The following is a 15,476-nucleotide window of genomic DNA, read 5'->3' on the forward strand; positions in this document are numbered from 1 at the left end:
TTATTTTTTGCTTTAACTGCACGAAAAAAGTCATTATTTCTAGTGATATTTGTATGTTAGCATAATTAATCAACTAGTTAGTTATTTTATTATCACATGAATTTTAATTTTCTGTCTCCTGTGTCAGATTTGGTTTTGGCTCATAATGAGTTACTATCGATGCAGGCTCTTGGAAGAAAAATAAGAATACATTCTACCAAGAATGGTATTCCTGATTTAGAAAATGTCGAGATTGCTGTTTTTGGTGTTTTGGAAAATAGAAACGACGTTAATTATATAGGTGAAGAATTTCAGCTAAATGAAATTAGAAAAGCTTTTTATAGTTTATATCCTGGTACCTGGAATACTACCATTGCGGATTTAGGTGATATAAATAAAGGAGAAAGTGTAGAAGACACCTATTTTGCATTAAAAACCATTGTAAGTATTCTTGTTAATAAGAATATTATTCCCGTTATCATTGGTGGAACTCAAGATTTAACCTATGCTAATTATAGAGCTTACGATTCTATTAAGCCTATGGTGAATATAGTAAATGTTGATAGTAAGTTTGATCTGGGGGATTCAACCAAACCTATTAAGAATGATAGTTTCGTTGGGAAAATTATTCTGGATCAGCCCTATAATCTGTTTAATTATGCGGCCATTGGGTATCAAACTTATTTTAATTCACAAGAAGAAAAGGATTTAATGGAAGGTTTGTATTTCGAGTCGTATAGGTTGGGTGAAATTTCAAATGATATAGCATTAGTAGAGCCAACGATGCGAGATGCGGATATTGTAACTATTGATTTAAATGCAGTGCGAAGTGCAGAGGTGAGTTCTAATCAGAAATTTTCACCTAACGGTTTAGATGGGAAGGAAATTTGCGCCATTGCAAGGTATGCGGGTATTAGTAATAAGGTGTCGTCATTTGGTATATATGAATATAAGCCTTCTCAGGATGATGAGATGACTTCGATGCTTGTGGCGCAGATGCTTTGGTATTTTGTTGAAGGGGTTAACTACCGAGTGAAAGATGATGATTTTTCAGATGACAGGAATTATCAGAAATTCATCACATTAATTGAAAATGAGGAACTTACGTTCTATAAGAGTAATAAAACAGGTAGATGGTGGATTGAAATCCCATTTTTGTCCGATGTCGATAATAAATTGAAAAGACATACGTTATTACCTTGCATGCATCAAGATTATAAAGATGCCTGTGAAAATAAAGTGCCGGAACGCTGGTATAAAGCATTTCAAAAGAATTGTGTTTAGCCAATTAAATAGTTGAAAGCACTCATTTCATCGGTAAAACGCCAAATTTTCACGATGAAATGTAAAATATTACAGAAAAAAGTTGTTTTTTAAAAAATATATAAATATGTTTACGCTCTCTTAATTGAGCTAAATTATTAACCTCGAGTTTTCTATGGATATGAAGAAGTTTATATTATTAACCACAGTAATAACATTTCTAGTCAGTTGCGGTTCTAACGATAAGGGCGAACTAGTAGGTGTTAAAGGAAAGAAATGGCATCCTGAAAAGCCTTATGGAATGGAATTAATTCCAGGGGGCGCATTTATAATGGGTAAAGCCGATGACGATCTAGCTGGTGTACAAGATGCTCCTGCAAAAACAGTTACAGTAAGAGCATTCTATATGGATGCAACTGAGATAACAAATAGTGAATATCGCCAATTTGTTAATTGGGTTCGTGATTCTATTATTAGAACACGTCTAGCCATTCTTGCTGATGAAGTTGGTAAACTTCCAGAAGATGGAGGTATTGGTGAATATGCATTTAAAGATGCAGATACAGCTAATATGACCGTTTACGAAAAATACATGTTCGAAAACTATACAGGTTTAGGGCCAACAGGTTATGAAGGTCGAAAACTTAATAAAGATGTTGATCTTGTTTTCGATACGGCTGATTATCCTGATGAGTTCTATGCTGAGGTTATGGATACCATGTATTTACCTATGGAAGCTTCATATAATGGTCAACGTACGTGGGATGTTAAGAAATTTAAATTTCAATATACCCATATGGACATCAAGGAAGCGGCTAGAAATAGAAATGTAGACCGTGAGGATGTAATTCTAAAGGAAGAAATTGAAGTTTATCCTGATACTACAGTATGGATTCGTGATTTCGCGTATTCTTATAATGAACCTATGCACAATGATTATTTCTGGCATGATGCTTACAGCGATTACCCTGTAGTTGGAGTAACCTGGGATCAGGCTAAAGCATTTTGTGAGTGGAGAACTATTAATAAAAACACACATCAAAAAGCCAAAGGAGCAGCCTTTGTGAACAGATTTAGACTGCCTTCTGAAGCCGAGTGGGAATATGCTGCTCGTGGAGGATTACAAGCTGCTACTTACCCTTGGGGTGGACCTTATACCAAAAGTGACAGAGGATGTTTTATGGCAAACTTTAAGCCCGTAAGAGGGGATTATGCTTCAGACCAGGCTTTATATACCGTAGAAGCGAAATCTTATGAGCCAAATGATTATAATCTATATAATATGGCAGGTAACGTTTCAGAATGGGTAAATGCTTCTTATGATCCTTCATCTTATGAGTACACGTCAACAATTAATCCAAACTTAAATGACGATTCAAATCAACGTAAAGTTGTTCGTGGTGGGTCTTGGAAGGATGTGGCTTACTATTTACAGGTAAGTTCCAGAGATTACGAATATGCAGATTCTGCAAGAAGTTATATTGGTTTTAGAACAGTTCAGGATTACATGGGGACACAAGTAACTAAAAACGCTAGAAACAAATAACAAATATTAGTCAAATCAAATTTAAATAAACTATTAATTAACCTACTTAAGTATTCTTACTTAATTTAAAAATCAAAAATTATGGCACAATCAAAAGCAAGTAAAAGGTTTATGAATATGGCTTACGGATTAGGAGCTGCAATCGTAATCATCGGAGCATTATTCAAAATTACTCATATGGAGTTTGGATTTATCAATGGTAACTTTATGTTAACATTAGGACTTGTAACAGAAGCAATAATCTTCGCAATTTCGGCATTCGAGCCAGTAGATAATGAATTAGATTGGTCTTTGGTGTATCCTGAATTAGCAGGAGGAGAAGCCTCAAGAAAATCTCAAGAAGATGCTGGAGCTCAAGGAGCTTTATCTAAAAAATTAGATGAATTATTAAAAGAAGCTAAAATTGACGGAGAATTAATGGCTAGCTTAGGCGATAGCATTAAGAATTTTGAGGGTGCAGCTAAAAATATGTCATCTACTGTTGATTCTATCGAAGCTACTAAAAAATATGGTGAAGAATTGTCTTTAGCAGCAGCACAAATGGAATCGTTAAATAGTTTATATAAAATTCAATTAGAAAGTATAAATAAACAAGCAACTATAAATGAAGAGTCTATTGAAAATGCGGCTAAATTAAAAGAGCAAATGCAGTCTTTAGCATCTAATTTATCTTCATTAAATGGTGTGTATGGTGGTATGTTGTCTGCTATGAACAAAAATTAATTAGGGTTTCCCAATTAATAATTTAATTAACCAAAACCTAATTAAACATGGCAGCTGGAAATTTATCCCCAAGACAGAAAATGATTAATCTGATGTATTTAATATTCATAGCAATGCTAGCATTAAATATGTCTAAAGAAGTGCTTTCGGCCTTCGGATTAATGAATGAGAAACTTACTGAATCGAATGAGGCTACCTCTTCTAGAAATAGAAGTGTTATGGCGAATTTAATTCAAAAAGCAGACGAAGCACCAGACAAATATGCCGATCTTAAAGCGAAAGCAGATCAAATAGATGTCCTTGGTAAAGAACTTGATGGTTTTATTGTTGACCTTAAAAGTAGAATGGTCGAAACTGTAGATGATCCTACCGATTATGAAATCATGGATAAAGGAGATTATCTAGACGAAAATTTCTTTAAAGGAGGAAAACTAAAACCTGAAGGCGAAGAATTTTTAAATAAAATATCAAACTTTAGAGATGGTGTTGTAAAGATTCTGGAAGGAGAAAAAGGTATGGAATCGGTAGTGAAAGATGTTAAAGACAAATTTAATACAGATCCTGTTACTAATAGAGATGGTATTAAAGTTGACTGGTTAGATTATCATTTTAAAGGTTTTCCTTTAGTGGCATCGCTTACTAAAATGACACAACTTCAAGCCGATATTAGAACTACTGAATCTGAAATATTATCGAAAATGTTGGCTGGAGAGCTTACTTCTGAAGTTTCTATGACAAATTATACAACGTTATTAGAAACAACGAAATCAGCTTATTTTAATGGCGAGAAGTTCGATGGTCAAATTGTATTAGGACGTAAGGATGCTACTACAAAGCCAAATAGAGTGGAGTTAACATTAGATGGTGTTAAACTTACCGAGAACCAATACTCTATTGAGGATGGTAAAGTAAAGTTAAATGTGAATACAGGTAAGCCTGGTGAGCATAAAATAGAAGGTAAATTAATTTTTGCTCAGGAGGGAGAAGAAATTGAGGTTCCTGTTAATTCGTCATTTGCTACAGTACCTAAGCCAAACTCGGCAACTATTTCGGCAGACAAAATGAACGTTGTTTATCGTGGTGTTAAAAACCCAATGACCATTTCATTTGCTGGTATTCCAGATAATAAGGTGTCGGCAAGAGCTCAAGGGTTATCAAGAGTTGGAGGAAGTAACTATGTTATGGATGCTACTATGATTAAAGGTAGAGAAGTAACTATTAATGTTACAGGGACTTTGCCTGATGGTAAAGGTGTTAGTGATAATGCAACTTTCAGAATTAAGGATTTACCTAAACCTACAGGAACTATTAGAGGGGAAGATGGAGCTATTAAAATGCAACGTAACTCACTTGAAATCTCTACAGTAGGGGCTAAATTTGATGATTTTGATTTCGAATTACCTTTACGTGTTACTGGATTTAAATTTAAAGTTCCGGGACAACCAACTATCGATGTTAATGGTAACAAGTTAGACAGCCGAGCTAAGCAAGCTTTACGAAAAGCGAAGCGTGGTACAGATGTTCAAATCTTTGATATTGAAGCAAAAGCTAGTGGTGTAAGTGTTATACTTAAGAAAGTATCACCAATCATCATTGAGCTAACAAACTAAATTATTCCTAGAAGTTATTTTACTTCAAAAGAATAAATAAAATAGGCCTATAACTTTCCTTTCTTTAAAAAAGGAAAGTTGTAAGCTACATTTGAGAAACAAAAAAATAGAAGCACATGAATTTAAGAAGTTTTTTATTAACCGTAACAACTGTTTTTACAGTGTCAGGTCTATTTGCTCAAGCTAATATTCTTAACGCTAAAAGTCCTGAAGAAATTGGTGTAAGAACTGCAGCGCAAAGGGCTATCGATAATGATAAACCGTTAGAATATGGTTATGTAGATGATAGAGATATTCTTTTTTCTAAAATGGTATGGGAAAAAATAGATTTAGATGAACGTGCTAATTTTCCTTTATACTATCCTATCGATACAAATAATATAGGTGTAGACAGACGTTGTTTATACGATGTCCTTATGAAAAGTATTAAAGAAGGAAGAATTGAAAATATTTACGATGACTCTTATTTCAAAACAAAACGTACATTACAAGATATTCAAGCCTCTTTAGTGAAAGTTGATACGACCGAACTTGGTATTGAGCAGTTAAATGCTGGAGAAGAGTTATCAGCTGAATATATTGATAGAAGAGATATTACGGCAGCCGATATTATGGAATACCGTATTAAAGGGTTGTGGTATTTCGATAAGCGTCAGGCAGAGATGAAATACAGGTTATTAGGAATTGCTCCAGTAGCACCAGATGTTAACTTTATCGATTCTGAAAATCCTGATTTAGTAGAGTTATTCTGGGTGTTCTTCCCGGACGCTAGAGAGGTATTACACGAAGCTAAATCGTTTAATAATAAGAATAGTTCCATGCCTTTCTCTTTCGATCATGTGCTAAATTCTAGACGTTTTAGTGCTGTGATCTATAAAGAAGAAAACGTACAAGAAGATCGTCAGATTAAAGATTATGTTTCTCAAAATGCATTAATGCAGTTATTAGAGTCTGAAAGAATTAAAGACAAAATACGAGATTTCGAATTAGATATGTGGACATACTAATTCTATAATTTCCATTAAAATAATTAAAGCTCGCTAGAAATAGCGGGCTTTTTATTTTAACTAAATCTAAAGAATGTTAAGCATGCAATTTTTTATCTTCGCAGTATGATGGAAGTCGATTATATAGTTGTAGGTTTAGGGCTTGCTGGCATTAGTTTTTGTGAGCAATTAAGAGCTAATGATAAATCGTTTGTTGTTTTTGATGATAATTCACAACAGTCTTCTGTTGTTGCTGGCGGACTTTACAATCCGGTCGTATTAAAGCGCTTTACCGCTGTTTGGAAGTGTGAAGAACAGCTTGAATTAGCTTTAACCCTGTATTCAAATCTTGAATCTGAATTTGGTGTAAAATTAGATTATAAGTTACCAGTTTATAGAAAATTTGCATCGTTGGAAGAACAAAATGATTGGTTTACTGCCTCTGATAAACCTGTCCTCTCAAAATATCTTTCAACAAAGATTCATAAAAATGATAATAAGTATATTAATGCCAATTATGGGCTAGGTGAAGTATATGATACAGGACGTATTGATGTTAAAACACTTATCGATACCTATAAAAAGTATTTAATAGAACAAAACTCTTTTATAGAAGCTGGATTTAATTATAATGCCTTGGGTATAGCTTCAGAAGGGGTTAATTATGAAAATATAACGGCTAAACAAATAGTGTTTTCTGAAGGATTTGGAATAAAACAAAATCCTTATTTTAAAGATTTGCCTTTGCAACCAGCAAAAGGAGAATTGCTTATAATCCATGCTCCTGAATTAAAAATTGATTTTGTTTTAAAAGCTGGGGTATTCTTAATACCTCTAGGGAGTGATTTATACATTGTAGGAGCAACTTACGAATGGAAAGACTTAACAAATGAGGTTTCTGTTGCAGGACGGGAAAACCTTTTGGAAAAGTTGGTTAAATTAATTTCCTGCCCCTTCGAAGTAGTAAACCAAGTGGCTGGTATTCGACCAACAGTTAAAGATAGAAGACCTTTAGTTGGAAGCCATACTGATTATAAAAATGTTTATTTATTAAATGGTCTGGGAACACGAGGTGTTATGATAGGACCTTATGTAGCAAGTCAATTATTTAATCATATAGAACATAATAAACCTCTGGATAAGGAAATTGATATCGAACGTTTCAATTAATTATTTTTTTGCAATGGTTTTATCGTAGTGAATAAAGAAATTAATCCAGATATTTCTGGACCATCTTATAATTATAGGTAGAAATACAATTAATGTAATAACTATCGAGGCAAATACGACATGAATATTTGCTTTGAAAAAGAAAAATGCGATGACAAAAGCTGCTACAGCAAACGCAATACCTACGGCATAACTAACATACATAGCTCCATAAAAAAACGACGGTTCTATTTTATATTTGGTGCCACAATGGCTGCAGGTGTCGTTCATATCTAAAACTTCAGATAGAATGTATGGGTTTTTGTTTTTATACATGGACTCTTCATGACATTTTGGACATGAACCGGTAAAAATGCTATATAATTTAGACCCTTTTTTAAACATATTATTTAATGTACTTTTGCGTTCTTGTAAAATGCTATTAATACGCTGTGAAGCATTGGTTTTGTAATAACCATTTACAGAGCAAAAATAGGGTTTTAGTATAATTATATTGTAATAATAGTTGCATATCTATGATGAACATTCATAATTTATCCATTTCATTTCAAGGGGAATATTTATTTGAAGATATAACCTTTAAATTGGTTAATGGAGATCGGGTTGGTCTTATTGGAAAGAATGGTGCCGGAAAATCAACCATGCTGAAAATATTATCTGGCGAATTGGAGCCGAATTCAGGGCAGATTGCTTCAGATAAAGAATTGAAGATTGGTTTCTTAAAGCAGGATATCGATTTTATTTTAGGGAGAACCGTGTTAGAGGAAGCTTATGAAGCATTCACTGAAATAAAAAGTTTGGAAGCTAAAATGGAAGAGGTAAATGCGCAAATGGCAGAACGTACCGATTATGAAAGTGATAGTTATCATCAGTTGATGGTCGATATAAATGATTTGCAGCATCAATATGAAATATTAGGAGGTTACAATTACCAAGGTGATACAGAAAAGATTCTTCAAGGATTAGGTTTTAAAAGAGAAGATTTTAATAAGCTTACCGATACGTTTTCAGGGGGATGGCGTATGCGTATAGAATTAGCTAAGTTATTATTACAGAATAATGATATTTTACTTCTCGATGAGCCCACCAACCATTTGGATATTGAATCTATTATTTGGTTAGAAGGATTCTTAAATAATTATTCCGGGGCTGTGGCTATTGTGTCGCATGATAAAATGTTTTTAGATCATGTTACTAACAGAACCATAGAAATTTCACTTGGAAGAATTTATGATTACCCTAAGCCTTACTCAAAATATTTAGTGCTACGTGAAGAGTTAAGAACTCAGCAGCTAGCTTCTCAAAAAAATCAGCAAAAACAAATAGAGCAGACCGAAAAGTTAATCGAAAAATTCCGTGCTAAAGCCTCAAAAGCCACCATGGCGCAATCGCTTATTAAAAAGCTGGACCGTATGGATCGTATAGAGGTTGATGAGGATGATAACAGCGTAATGACTCTTAATTTTCCTGTATCTGTAACACCAGGGAAAGTCGTTGTTGAAGCATATAATGTTTCTAAAAGCTACGGAGATAATGAAGTTTTACGAGGTGTGGATTTGTTAATAGAACGCGATAGTAAAACGGCTTTTGTTGGTCAGAATGGTCAGGGAAAATCAACGTTAGCCAAAATCATTGTTGGTGATATTGAATGTAATGGAGAATTAAAGCTTGGGCATAATGTACAAATAGGTTACTTCGCTCAAAATCAAGCCGAGTATTTGGATGGAAATAAAACCATTCTTGATACGATGATTGACGCTGCTAATGAAACCAATCGTAGTAAAGTAAGAGATATTCTAGGATCATTTTTATTTAGAGGAGAAGAGGTTGATAAATATGTGCGCGTTTTGTCCGGTGGAGAGCGTAACCGTTTAGCTTTGGCAAAATTAATGCTTCAGCCATTTAATGTGTTAATAATGGATGAGCCTACGAATCACTTAGATATTAAATCTAAAAATGTTTTGAAAGAGGCCCTAAATAGATTTGAAGGTACTTTAATATTAGTATCGCACGATCGTGATTTTTTACAAGGCGTAACTAATAAGGTTTACGAGTTTAAAGATCACAAACTAAAAGAATATTTAGGTGATATAGACTTTTACTTAGAGCAGCGTAATGTTGAAAACTTAAGAGAAGTCGAAAAACGTACCGTTCTTAAAGAATTACCCAAGGAAAAGAAACATCAGTCTTACGAAGATCAAAAAAAACTGAAATCTTTAAATAATAAATTGAGCAATGTTGAGGCTAAAATCAGTCAGCTTGAAAGAGATATAAAAGCTATTGATGATGAGCTTGAACATAATTATGAAGCTGTTACATCTCAACCCGATTTCTTTGATAATTATCAAAAATTAAAGTCAGAATTACAGAATTACATGGAGAATTGGGAAGAAATTCAGATTGAAATTGAGCAGTTCGTCGATTAGTGTTTGTTAAAAAAATACGCATTTCGTCGAATAAAATGGTTTTTTGTCTATTTCTAGCTTACATTTGATTTAGAATTAATCCCAAATTTATTCGACATGAAGACTTTAAAACTTATAGTAATCTGCTTTTTTGTAACAGCGTATTCGTTTGCAGAGGTATCCCTTACGGAGAAAGAAGCCCTTGTGGCTCTTTATAATGCCACTAACGGCGCTAACTGGAATTCTACTTGGGATTTAAAAATGCCGGTTAATACTTGGCATGGAGTTGTTGTTGATAATGATAAAGTGGTTGAAATTAATTTGCAGTTTAATAATCTTGAAGGTGCTTTACCAGAAGAGATAGGTCTACTTGTTAATCTTAAAAAAATGAATTTAGGGTTCAATAAAATTTCTGGTACCCTGCCTACTTCAATCGCTAATCTAAAGGAATTGAAATCTTTAGAATTATTTATGAACAGGTTAGAAGGATCAATACCATCGGAGCTAGGAAGTTTAACAGCATTAGAGTCTTTAAAATTATATAGTAATAAATTTACTGGAGAGATTCCTTTAGCATTAATGGAACTAACCAACCTTAAGGAACTTTTATTGGGAAGTAATTTTTTAACAGGTCATATACCACATCAAATTTATGCTTTATCTAAATTAGAGAAATTAAGTCTAATGGATAATAAATTAAGAGGAGAGATTCCTGTAGAGATTGCTCAATTAACCAATTTGGAAGAGTTGATTTTATCTACGAATCAATTAACAGGAGATTTACCAATGGAATTCATGAATTTAAGAAATTTAAATACCATGATGGTTAGTGATAACAATTTAAACGAGGAATATGTTACTGTTTCAGGTAATAATCCACCAGGTATTATGCATTTAGAATTACAAAATATGAATGCTACTGCTGAAATGGATATAGAAAAAGAGTAAGTTATAAAAACATATTAAGACCAAAAGGATAGCAATATTAATTGTTATCCTTTTTTTGTATTTTAAGAATGTGATAGAGTATAGTTTTATATGTCCATATTGCTGGGAAAAGATCTCGATGTTATTAGATAATAGTATTTCTAATCAGAAATATATTGAGGATTGCGAGGTGTGTTGTAATCCTATCGAGGTAACTTTAAATTTTTTTAATGCAGAATTGATAGATTTTCAAGTAGATAGAATAGGTCAGTAAAATTTTATTGTTATTTTACTTGTAGAATCTAAAAAGGGTTGTATATTTGCACTCGAAATATCGCGGGATAGAGCAGTAGGTAGCTCGTCGGGCTCATAACCCGAAGGTCACAGGTTCGAGTCCTGTTCCCGCTACTAAGTAGAAATACTGTAAAACTGACGGTTTAGTTCACACTAAACCGTTTTTTTTATGTCTAATTTGAACAAAATTATTAGATTTGAACACGAAAGTGAACACAATTTGAAATCCAAGAAACTTTATTCAGCTCCTAAAAATCTACAATGCAAAGGTGATTGCTAGATTCAGTTAATTGTCTTTAGTAGAATCTCTTTTGATTAATTCGGTTTCTAAAGTTATAGTTTTAGGGGTAATTATTTTTTTGTTTTTGGTAGCCTTGATTTCTTTGTATAATTGCTTAAATGCTGCTTTTCCCATTTTATAACCTGGTTGATTAATTGTGGTTAGACTTGGTGATATAACTGAAGACATAAACCAATTGCTAAAGCCAACAATATTAATGTCATCAGGAATTTTAACGCCCTGTGAATTAAATTCAGTCATAGCTCCAATAGCCACTAAATCTGTATTTATAAAGATACCATCTACGTCATTATGATCAATTAGTAATTGCTTCGCATTCTTTTTGCCTTCTTCAAAACTCCTTTCTCCACATTCACATATATAGACTAATGAAGGGTCATATGGTAGTCCATTATCCAAAAGAGCTTTTTTATATCCTAAAAAGCGATCAATTGAGTTTTGTGGTAAAAGTGCTCCTCTAAAATGGGCTATGCGTTTACATCCAATGTTTATTAAATGCAGAGTTGCGGTATAAGCAGCTTTTCTATCATCGATAATAACTTTAGAACATTTGACAATTTTAGCAATTTTATCGAACATCACTAACGGTTTTTCTTGTGCGATTACGTTATTGATGTGATTAAAATTAGCGGTGCCATTGGCAAGTGAAATTAATATTCCGTCAACTCGCTGACTTAATAGTAAATCGATTTGCTTTTTTTCAAGCTCATAAGATTCATTAGATTGTAAGATAATTACTAGATATCCTTTTTTTTCGGCTTGAGAAACGATACCTTTAATTACGTTAGAAAAGAAATGATGAACAATTACGGGAATAATCAATCCAATAGTTTTTGATTCTTTTGTTCTTAAATTAACAGCAAAGGTATTAGGTTTATAATTAAGTGTTTTGGCGAGTTCTTTGACTAATCCTTTTGTTTTTTTACTAACATCGGGATAATCTTTTAAAGCTTTTGAAACGGTTGTTACAGAAATATTTAACTCCTCAGCTATTTGTTTTAGGGTTACAGGTTTCATGTTAAAAGTTTAAATGCTATTTTAAATGTACAAAAATATTAATCGAAAACGTTTTCGTTTAAATCGAAAACGTTTTCGATTAATAAATGTTTAATATTTTGTGCTAGTAAATATAGATTTGAGAAAATTATTGATGAATTTTTATTAAACAACTAAATTTAAAACAAGATGAAATTTATTAAATCAAACAGCATTTTAATGATTTTGTTGCTCTTATCTGTTAATACTATAATGGCACAATCAATTTCAGGAAATGTAAAAGATGAGGCAGGAATACCTTTACCTGGTGTTAATGTTATTCTTGACGGAACTACTAAAGGAGCTGTTACAGATTTTGATGGAAACTATGCTATTGATAGTGTAGACAAAGGAACTTATACTTTAATAGCTACATTTTTGGGATATGCAAGATTCTCGCAGAGTGTAGTTGTTCAGGGAACCAATTTAACAATTGATATTACTATGCATGAAGATGCACAATCTTTGGATCAAGTGGTAGTAACAGGTGTGGTAAACCCGAAGTCTAAAATTGAATCCAGTGTATCTGTTTCTACCATGGATGTGGAACTTATTGAACAAGCAGCACCACGAAGTTCAGGGGAGCTTTTTAGAAATATCCCGGGTATTCGTGCAGAGTCTTCAGGTGGAGAAGGAAATGCAAACTTTAATGTGCGTGGTGTTCCTATTTCTTCAGGGGGATCTAGATATTTTCAAATTCAAGAAGATGGTTTGCCATTAAATTTATTTGGAGATACATCTTTTGGGAATGCTGATAATTTTTTAAGAATAGATTCAAATATCGGAAGAGTTGAAGCTATTAGAGGAGGTTCTGCATCTACACAAACATCTAATGGTCCAGCAGGTATTATTAATATGATCAGTAAAACTGGTTCCAATGAAGGGGGTTCTGTAGGTACAACCTTTGGTTTGGATTATCAAACAAGTCGATTGGATTTTGATTATGGAACGCCATTAGGTAATGGTTTGTCCTATCATATTGGGGGATTTATGAGAACAGGAGAAGGACCGAGAGAAATAGGGTATCAAGGTAACAAAGGAGGCCAGTTTAAAGCTAATCTTACAAAAAGATTTAACGCCGGATATGTGCGTGTTTATGGAAAATTTTTAAATGATAGATCTGTTATGTATTTACCAATGCCTATGTTATTGAAAGGAGATAATTCGAACCCTACTTTTGCTAACTTGCCTGGTTTTGATATTACTAGTGATGCTGTGCAATCTGCTTATTTACAACAAAGTGCTGGTACATCGCCATTCACAGGGGAAAGACATGTTAACGATGTGAGAAATGGTAATAACCCTAAGTCTAAGTCCATTGGAGCTGAGTTTTCGTTTAGTTTACCTAAAGACTGGAAGATATTTGGTAAAGGGAGGTATTCAAATAATAGTGGAGAATGGGTAGCTCCTTTTACTGCAGCGGTTGGAACCATTTCTGAAATTGAAACAACAGCGAGAAATGCTTCAAATGCTGCAGGGGCTTTGGTATATACAGACGGCAATAGAGAGTCTTTTACACCTTCTAATGGGTTGGCACAAATAATTCACATGTTCGATGTTTCTATAGAAGATTTAAGTAACTTTTTTGGTGATATTAAAGTGAGTAAAAAAATTACTGATAATGTAGGTTTTACTGCTGGACTATTTACGGCTACCCAAAATACTAAAATAGGGTGGCAGTGGAGTTCATTTTTATCTGAAGTTAAAGGTGGTGGAGAAGCCCGGTTAGCAGATTTTGATGGATTCTCAAGAAACGGTCAATATTCATACGGAACACCTGTATGGGGAAATTGTTGTCAACGCAAATATAATACAGTACATAATGTAAATGCTCCATATGTTGGGTTAGATGCAGATATTACTGAGAAGTTAAATTTTGATGGTAGTGTGCGTTTTGAAAATGTTCGTGTAAACGGAAATATTCAAGCAGGTCCAACTAGTCAGGGTAGTTTTGATTATGATGGTAATGGAATTATAGAAGGTATAGAAGAAAGCGTTCCAATTATAACAGGAAATGCAGGTCAAATTGTAAATGATAAATACAATTTTGTATCCTATTCTGCGGGTCTAAATTATAAACTTAATGATGTATCTGCTGTTTTTGCGCGTTATAGTTCTGGAGCTTCAGGAAGAGCCCCAGATAGAAATAACTATGGTTTAGACGGTAAGGCAGATGTGCAATATGATGAAGTTTCTCAACTTGAAGTTGGATACAAAAAAAGATTTAATATCGGTGTGTTGAATTTAACAGGTTTTATGAGTAATACCGATGAAGGGTTAAGTAATGAATTAAATAGAGAGGTAGGTAATCCTTTTAAAGCATTAGGGTTAGAAGCAGAAACTGCCTTGGTTTTTGGAGAACATATTGCTTTTAATGGTTCTTTTACCTGGACTAAAGCTGAAATTGATGGTGGTGATAATAAAGGAAATACGCCGAGAAGACAAGCTGATCTAGTATATAATTTATCACCTTCATTTAATTTTGGCGAAAGCCGTCAGCATGGCTTAGCATTGAGTGTTTTAGGAACCTCTAAATCATATGCACAAGATGATAATGACTTAGTAATGCCCGCATACGCATATTTTAATTTTATTGGTAGAGTTGGTTTAACTGAAGGTCTTTCTTTAGCATTGAGTTTGAACAATATTTTTGATACAGTGGGTATTACAGAAGTTGAAGGTAATGGCGATGGTGCCTTTGGAAGTGATCGACTTGTTAGAGCGAGGTCTATTAGTGGTCGTTCAACAACAGTATCATTACAGTACAAATTTTAAGAATTTAGTTAGCAGTTTAATTTGAGGTTAGTTTTAAAGGGCTGATTTCAACTAAAAGTTTCAGCCCTTTTTTAAAATATTAAAACATGAAAAATTTTATAGTAATGATGGTATTTGTCTTTATCATAACTAATGTTTGTTTTTCCCAAATAAAGCAGCCTCAGAGTGAGTTGCCAATTAGTCAAAAAGAAATTAAAATAATGATTGTCTATGGGAGTGATACATGTCATTATTGTCTTGACACAAAATCATTTTTAAAAGAAAATAAGAAGGCTTTTGTGTATTATGATGTAGATGTAAATATGGACAAACAAAAAGAAATGATATTAAAGCTTCAAAAATCAGGAATATCCTTAGATAATATATCATTGCCCATAGTTGAAATAAATGGAATTTTAATAATGAATGATGTCGATAATTTTCAAGGCTTCTTAAATATATTAATTTCAAAAAAATAGAATC

13 protein-coding genes and 1 tRNA gene are annotated in these 15,476 nt (G+C 33.2%); 12 read left to right on the forward strand and 2 right to left on the reverse strand.

Features of this window, described 5'->3' with window-relative positions; genetic code table 11:
- The first annotated feature begins 96 nt into the window (after positions 1–96).
- From H611_RS0111935 to H611_RS0111960, 6 genes are all read left to right on the forward strand, one after another.
- Positions 97–1,263 carry a formimidoylglutamase gene (locus tag H611_RS0111935; RefSeq protein WP_027138599.1) on the forward strand — a complete coding sequence of 389 codons (1,167 nt, stop codon included), beginning with the start codon at positions 97–99 and terminating at the stop codon, positions 1,261–1,263.
- Positions 1,264–1,423: 160 nt separating this feature from the next.
- On the forward strand, positions 1,424–2,788 hold the full coding sequence (gene porK / locus H611_RS0111940) for a T9SS ring complex lipoprotein PorK/GldK (RefSeq protein ID WP_051238831.1): 1,365 nt from the start codon (positions 1,424–1,426) through the stop codon (positions 2,786–2,788).
- An 81-nt stretch (positions 2,789–2,869) separates the two neighbouring features.
- On the forward strand, positions 2,870–3,511 hold the full coding sequence (porL, locus tag H611_RS0111945; protein ID WP_027138601.1) for a type IX secretion system motor protein PorL/GldL: 642 nt from the start codon (positions 2,870–2,872) through the stop codon (positions 3,509–3,511).
- Positions 3,512–3,558: 47 nt separating this feature from the next.
- Positions 3,559–5,121, forward strand: a complete 1,563-nt coding sequence (gene porM / locus H611_RS0111950; RefSeq protein WP_027138602.1) for a type IX secretion system motor protein PorM/GldM — start codon at positions 3,559–3,561, stop codon at positions 5,119–5,121.
- A gap of 116 nt (positions 5,122–5,237) precedes the next feature.
- A complete protein-coding gene (gene porN / locus H611_RS0111955; protein ID WP_027138603.1) occupies positions 5,238–6,128 on the forward strand; it encodes a type IX secretion system ring subunit PorN/GldN in 891 nt (296 codons plus the stop codon).
- A gap of 105 nt (positions 6,129–6,233) precedes the next feature.
- Positions 6,234–7,277, forward strand: a complete 1,044-nt coding sequence (locus tag H611_RS0111960) for an NAD(P)/FAD-dependent oxidoreductase (RefSeq protein ID WP_027138604.1) — start codon at positions 6,234–6,236, stop codon at positions 7,275–7,277.
- Here the strand turns inward: H611_RS0111960 and H611_RS0111965 are convergent, their stop codons facing one another.
- The gene (locus tag H611_RS0111965) at positions 7,278–7,661 is read right to left on the reverse strand and encodes a DUF983 domain-containing protein (RefSeq protein ID WP_027138605.1); all 384 of its coding nucleotides are present in this window, start codon (positions 7,659–7,661) and stop codon (positions 7,278–7,280) included.
- 131 nt (positions 7,662–7,792) lie between these two features.
- Between H611_RS0111965 and H611_RS0111970 the strand changes: the two genes are divergently transcribed.
- From H611_RS0111970 to H611_RS0111985, 4 genes are all read left to right on the forward strand, one after another.
- A complete protein-coding gene (locus H611_RS0111970; protein WP_027138606.1) occupies positions 7,793–9,703 on the forward strand; it encodes an ABC-F family ATP-binding cassette domain-containing protein in 1,911 nt (636 codons plus the stop codon).
- Positions 9,704–9,799: 96 nt separating this feature from the next.
- Entirely contained in the window at positions 9,800–10,630 is an 831-nt protein-coding gene (locus H611_RS0111975) for a hypothetical protein (protein ID WP_027138607.1), read from the forward strand.
- Between the two features lie 70 nt (positions 10,631–10,700).
- A complete protein-coding gene (locus H611_RS14690) occupies positions 10,701–10,883 on the forward strand; it encodes a CPXCG motif-containing cysteine-rich protein (RefSeq protein ID WP_027138608.1) in 183 nt (60 codons plus the stop codon).
- Positions 10,884–10,944: 61 nt separating this feature from the next.
- Positions 10,945–11,017, forward strand: a tRNA-Met gene (locus tag H611_RS0111985).
- Positions 11,018–11,189: 172 nt separating this feature from the next.
- Here the strand turns inward: H611_RS0111985 and H611_RS0111990 are convergent.
- Entirely contained in the window at positions 11,190–12,221 is a 1,032-nt protein-coding gene (locus tag H611_RS0111990; RefSeq protein ID WP_027138609.1) for a LacI family DNA-binding transcriptional regulator, read from the reverse strand.
- A gap of 168 nt (positions 12,222–12,389) precedes the next feature.
- On the opposite strand from H611_RS0111990, the gene H611_RS0111995 reads away from it, so the two are divergent.
- Complete coding sequence (locus H611_RS0111995) at positions 12,390–15,014, forward strand: TonB-dependent receptor (protein ID WP_027138610.1); 2,625 nt, start codon at positions 12,390–12,392, stop codon at positions 15,012–15,014.
- 86 nt (positions 15,015–15,100) lie between these two features.
- A complete protein-coding gene (locus H611_RS14270) occupies positions 15,101–15,472 on the forward strand; it encodes a glutaredoxin family protein (protein WP_035483800.1) in 372 nt (123 codons plus the stop codon).
- The last annotated feature ends 4 nt before the right edge of the window (positions 15,473–15,476 follow it).

The sequence above is a fragment of the Gaetbulibacter saemankumensis DSM 17032 genome (assembly GCF_000425645.1).
Taxonomy (GTDB): domain Bacteria; phylum Bacteroidota; class Bacteroidia; order Flavobacteriales; family Flavobacteriaceae; genus Gaetbulibacter; species Gaetbulibacter saemankumensis.

Coding starts and splice junctions, on each gene's coding strand:
- H611_RS0111970 (WP_027138606.1), top strand. CDS start 7,793: ATGATGAACATTCATAATTTATCCATTTCATTTCAAGGGGAATATTTA.
- H611_RS0111965 (WP_027138605.1), bottom strand. CDS start 7,661: ATGTTTAAAAAAGGGTCTAAATTATATAGCATTTTTACCGGTTCATGT.
- porM (WP_027138602.1), top strand. CDS start 3,559: ATGGCAGCTGGAAATTTATCCCCAAGACAGAAAATGATTAATCTGATG.
- H611_RS0111935 (WP_027138599.1), top strand. CDS start 97: ATGAATTTTAATTTTCTGTCTCCTGTGTCAGATTTGGTTTTGGCTCAT.
- H611_RS0111995 (WP_027138610.1), top strand. CDS start 12,390: ATGAAATTTATTAAATCAAACAGCATTTTAATGATTTTGTTGCTCTTA.
- H611_RS0111960 (WP_027138604.1), top strand. CDS start 6,234: ATGATGGAAGTCGATTATATAGTTGTAGGTTTAGGGCTTGCTGGCATT.
- H611_RS0111975 (WP_027138607.1), top strand. CDS start 9,800: ATGAAGACTTTAAAACTTATAGTAATCTGCTTTTTTGTAACAGCGTAT.
- H611_RS14270 (WP_035483800.1), top strand. CDS start 15,101: ATGAAAAATTTTATAGTAATGATGGTATTTGTCTTTATCATAACTAAT.
- porL (WP_027138601.1), top strand. CDS start 2,870: ATGGCACAATCAAAAGCAAGTAAAAGGTTTATGAATATGGCTTACGGA.
- porK (WP_051238831.1), top strand. CDS start 1,424: ATGAAGAAGTTTATATTATTAACCACAGTAATAACATTTCTAGTCAGT.
- H611_RS0111990 (WP_027138609.1), bottom strand. CDS start 12,221: ATGAAACCTGTAACCCTAAAACAAATAGCTGAGGAGTTAAATATTTCT.
- porN (WP_027138603.1), top strand. CDS start 5,238: ATGAATTTAAGAAGTTTTTTATTAACCGTAACAACTGTTTTTACAGTG.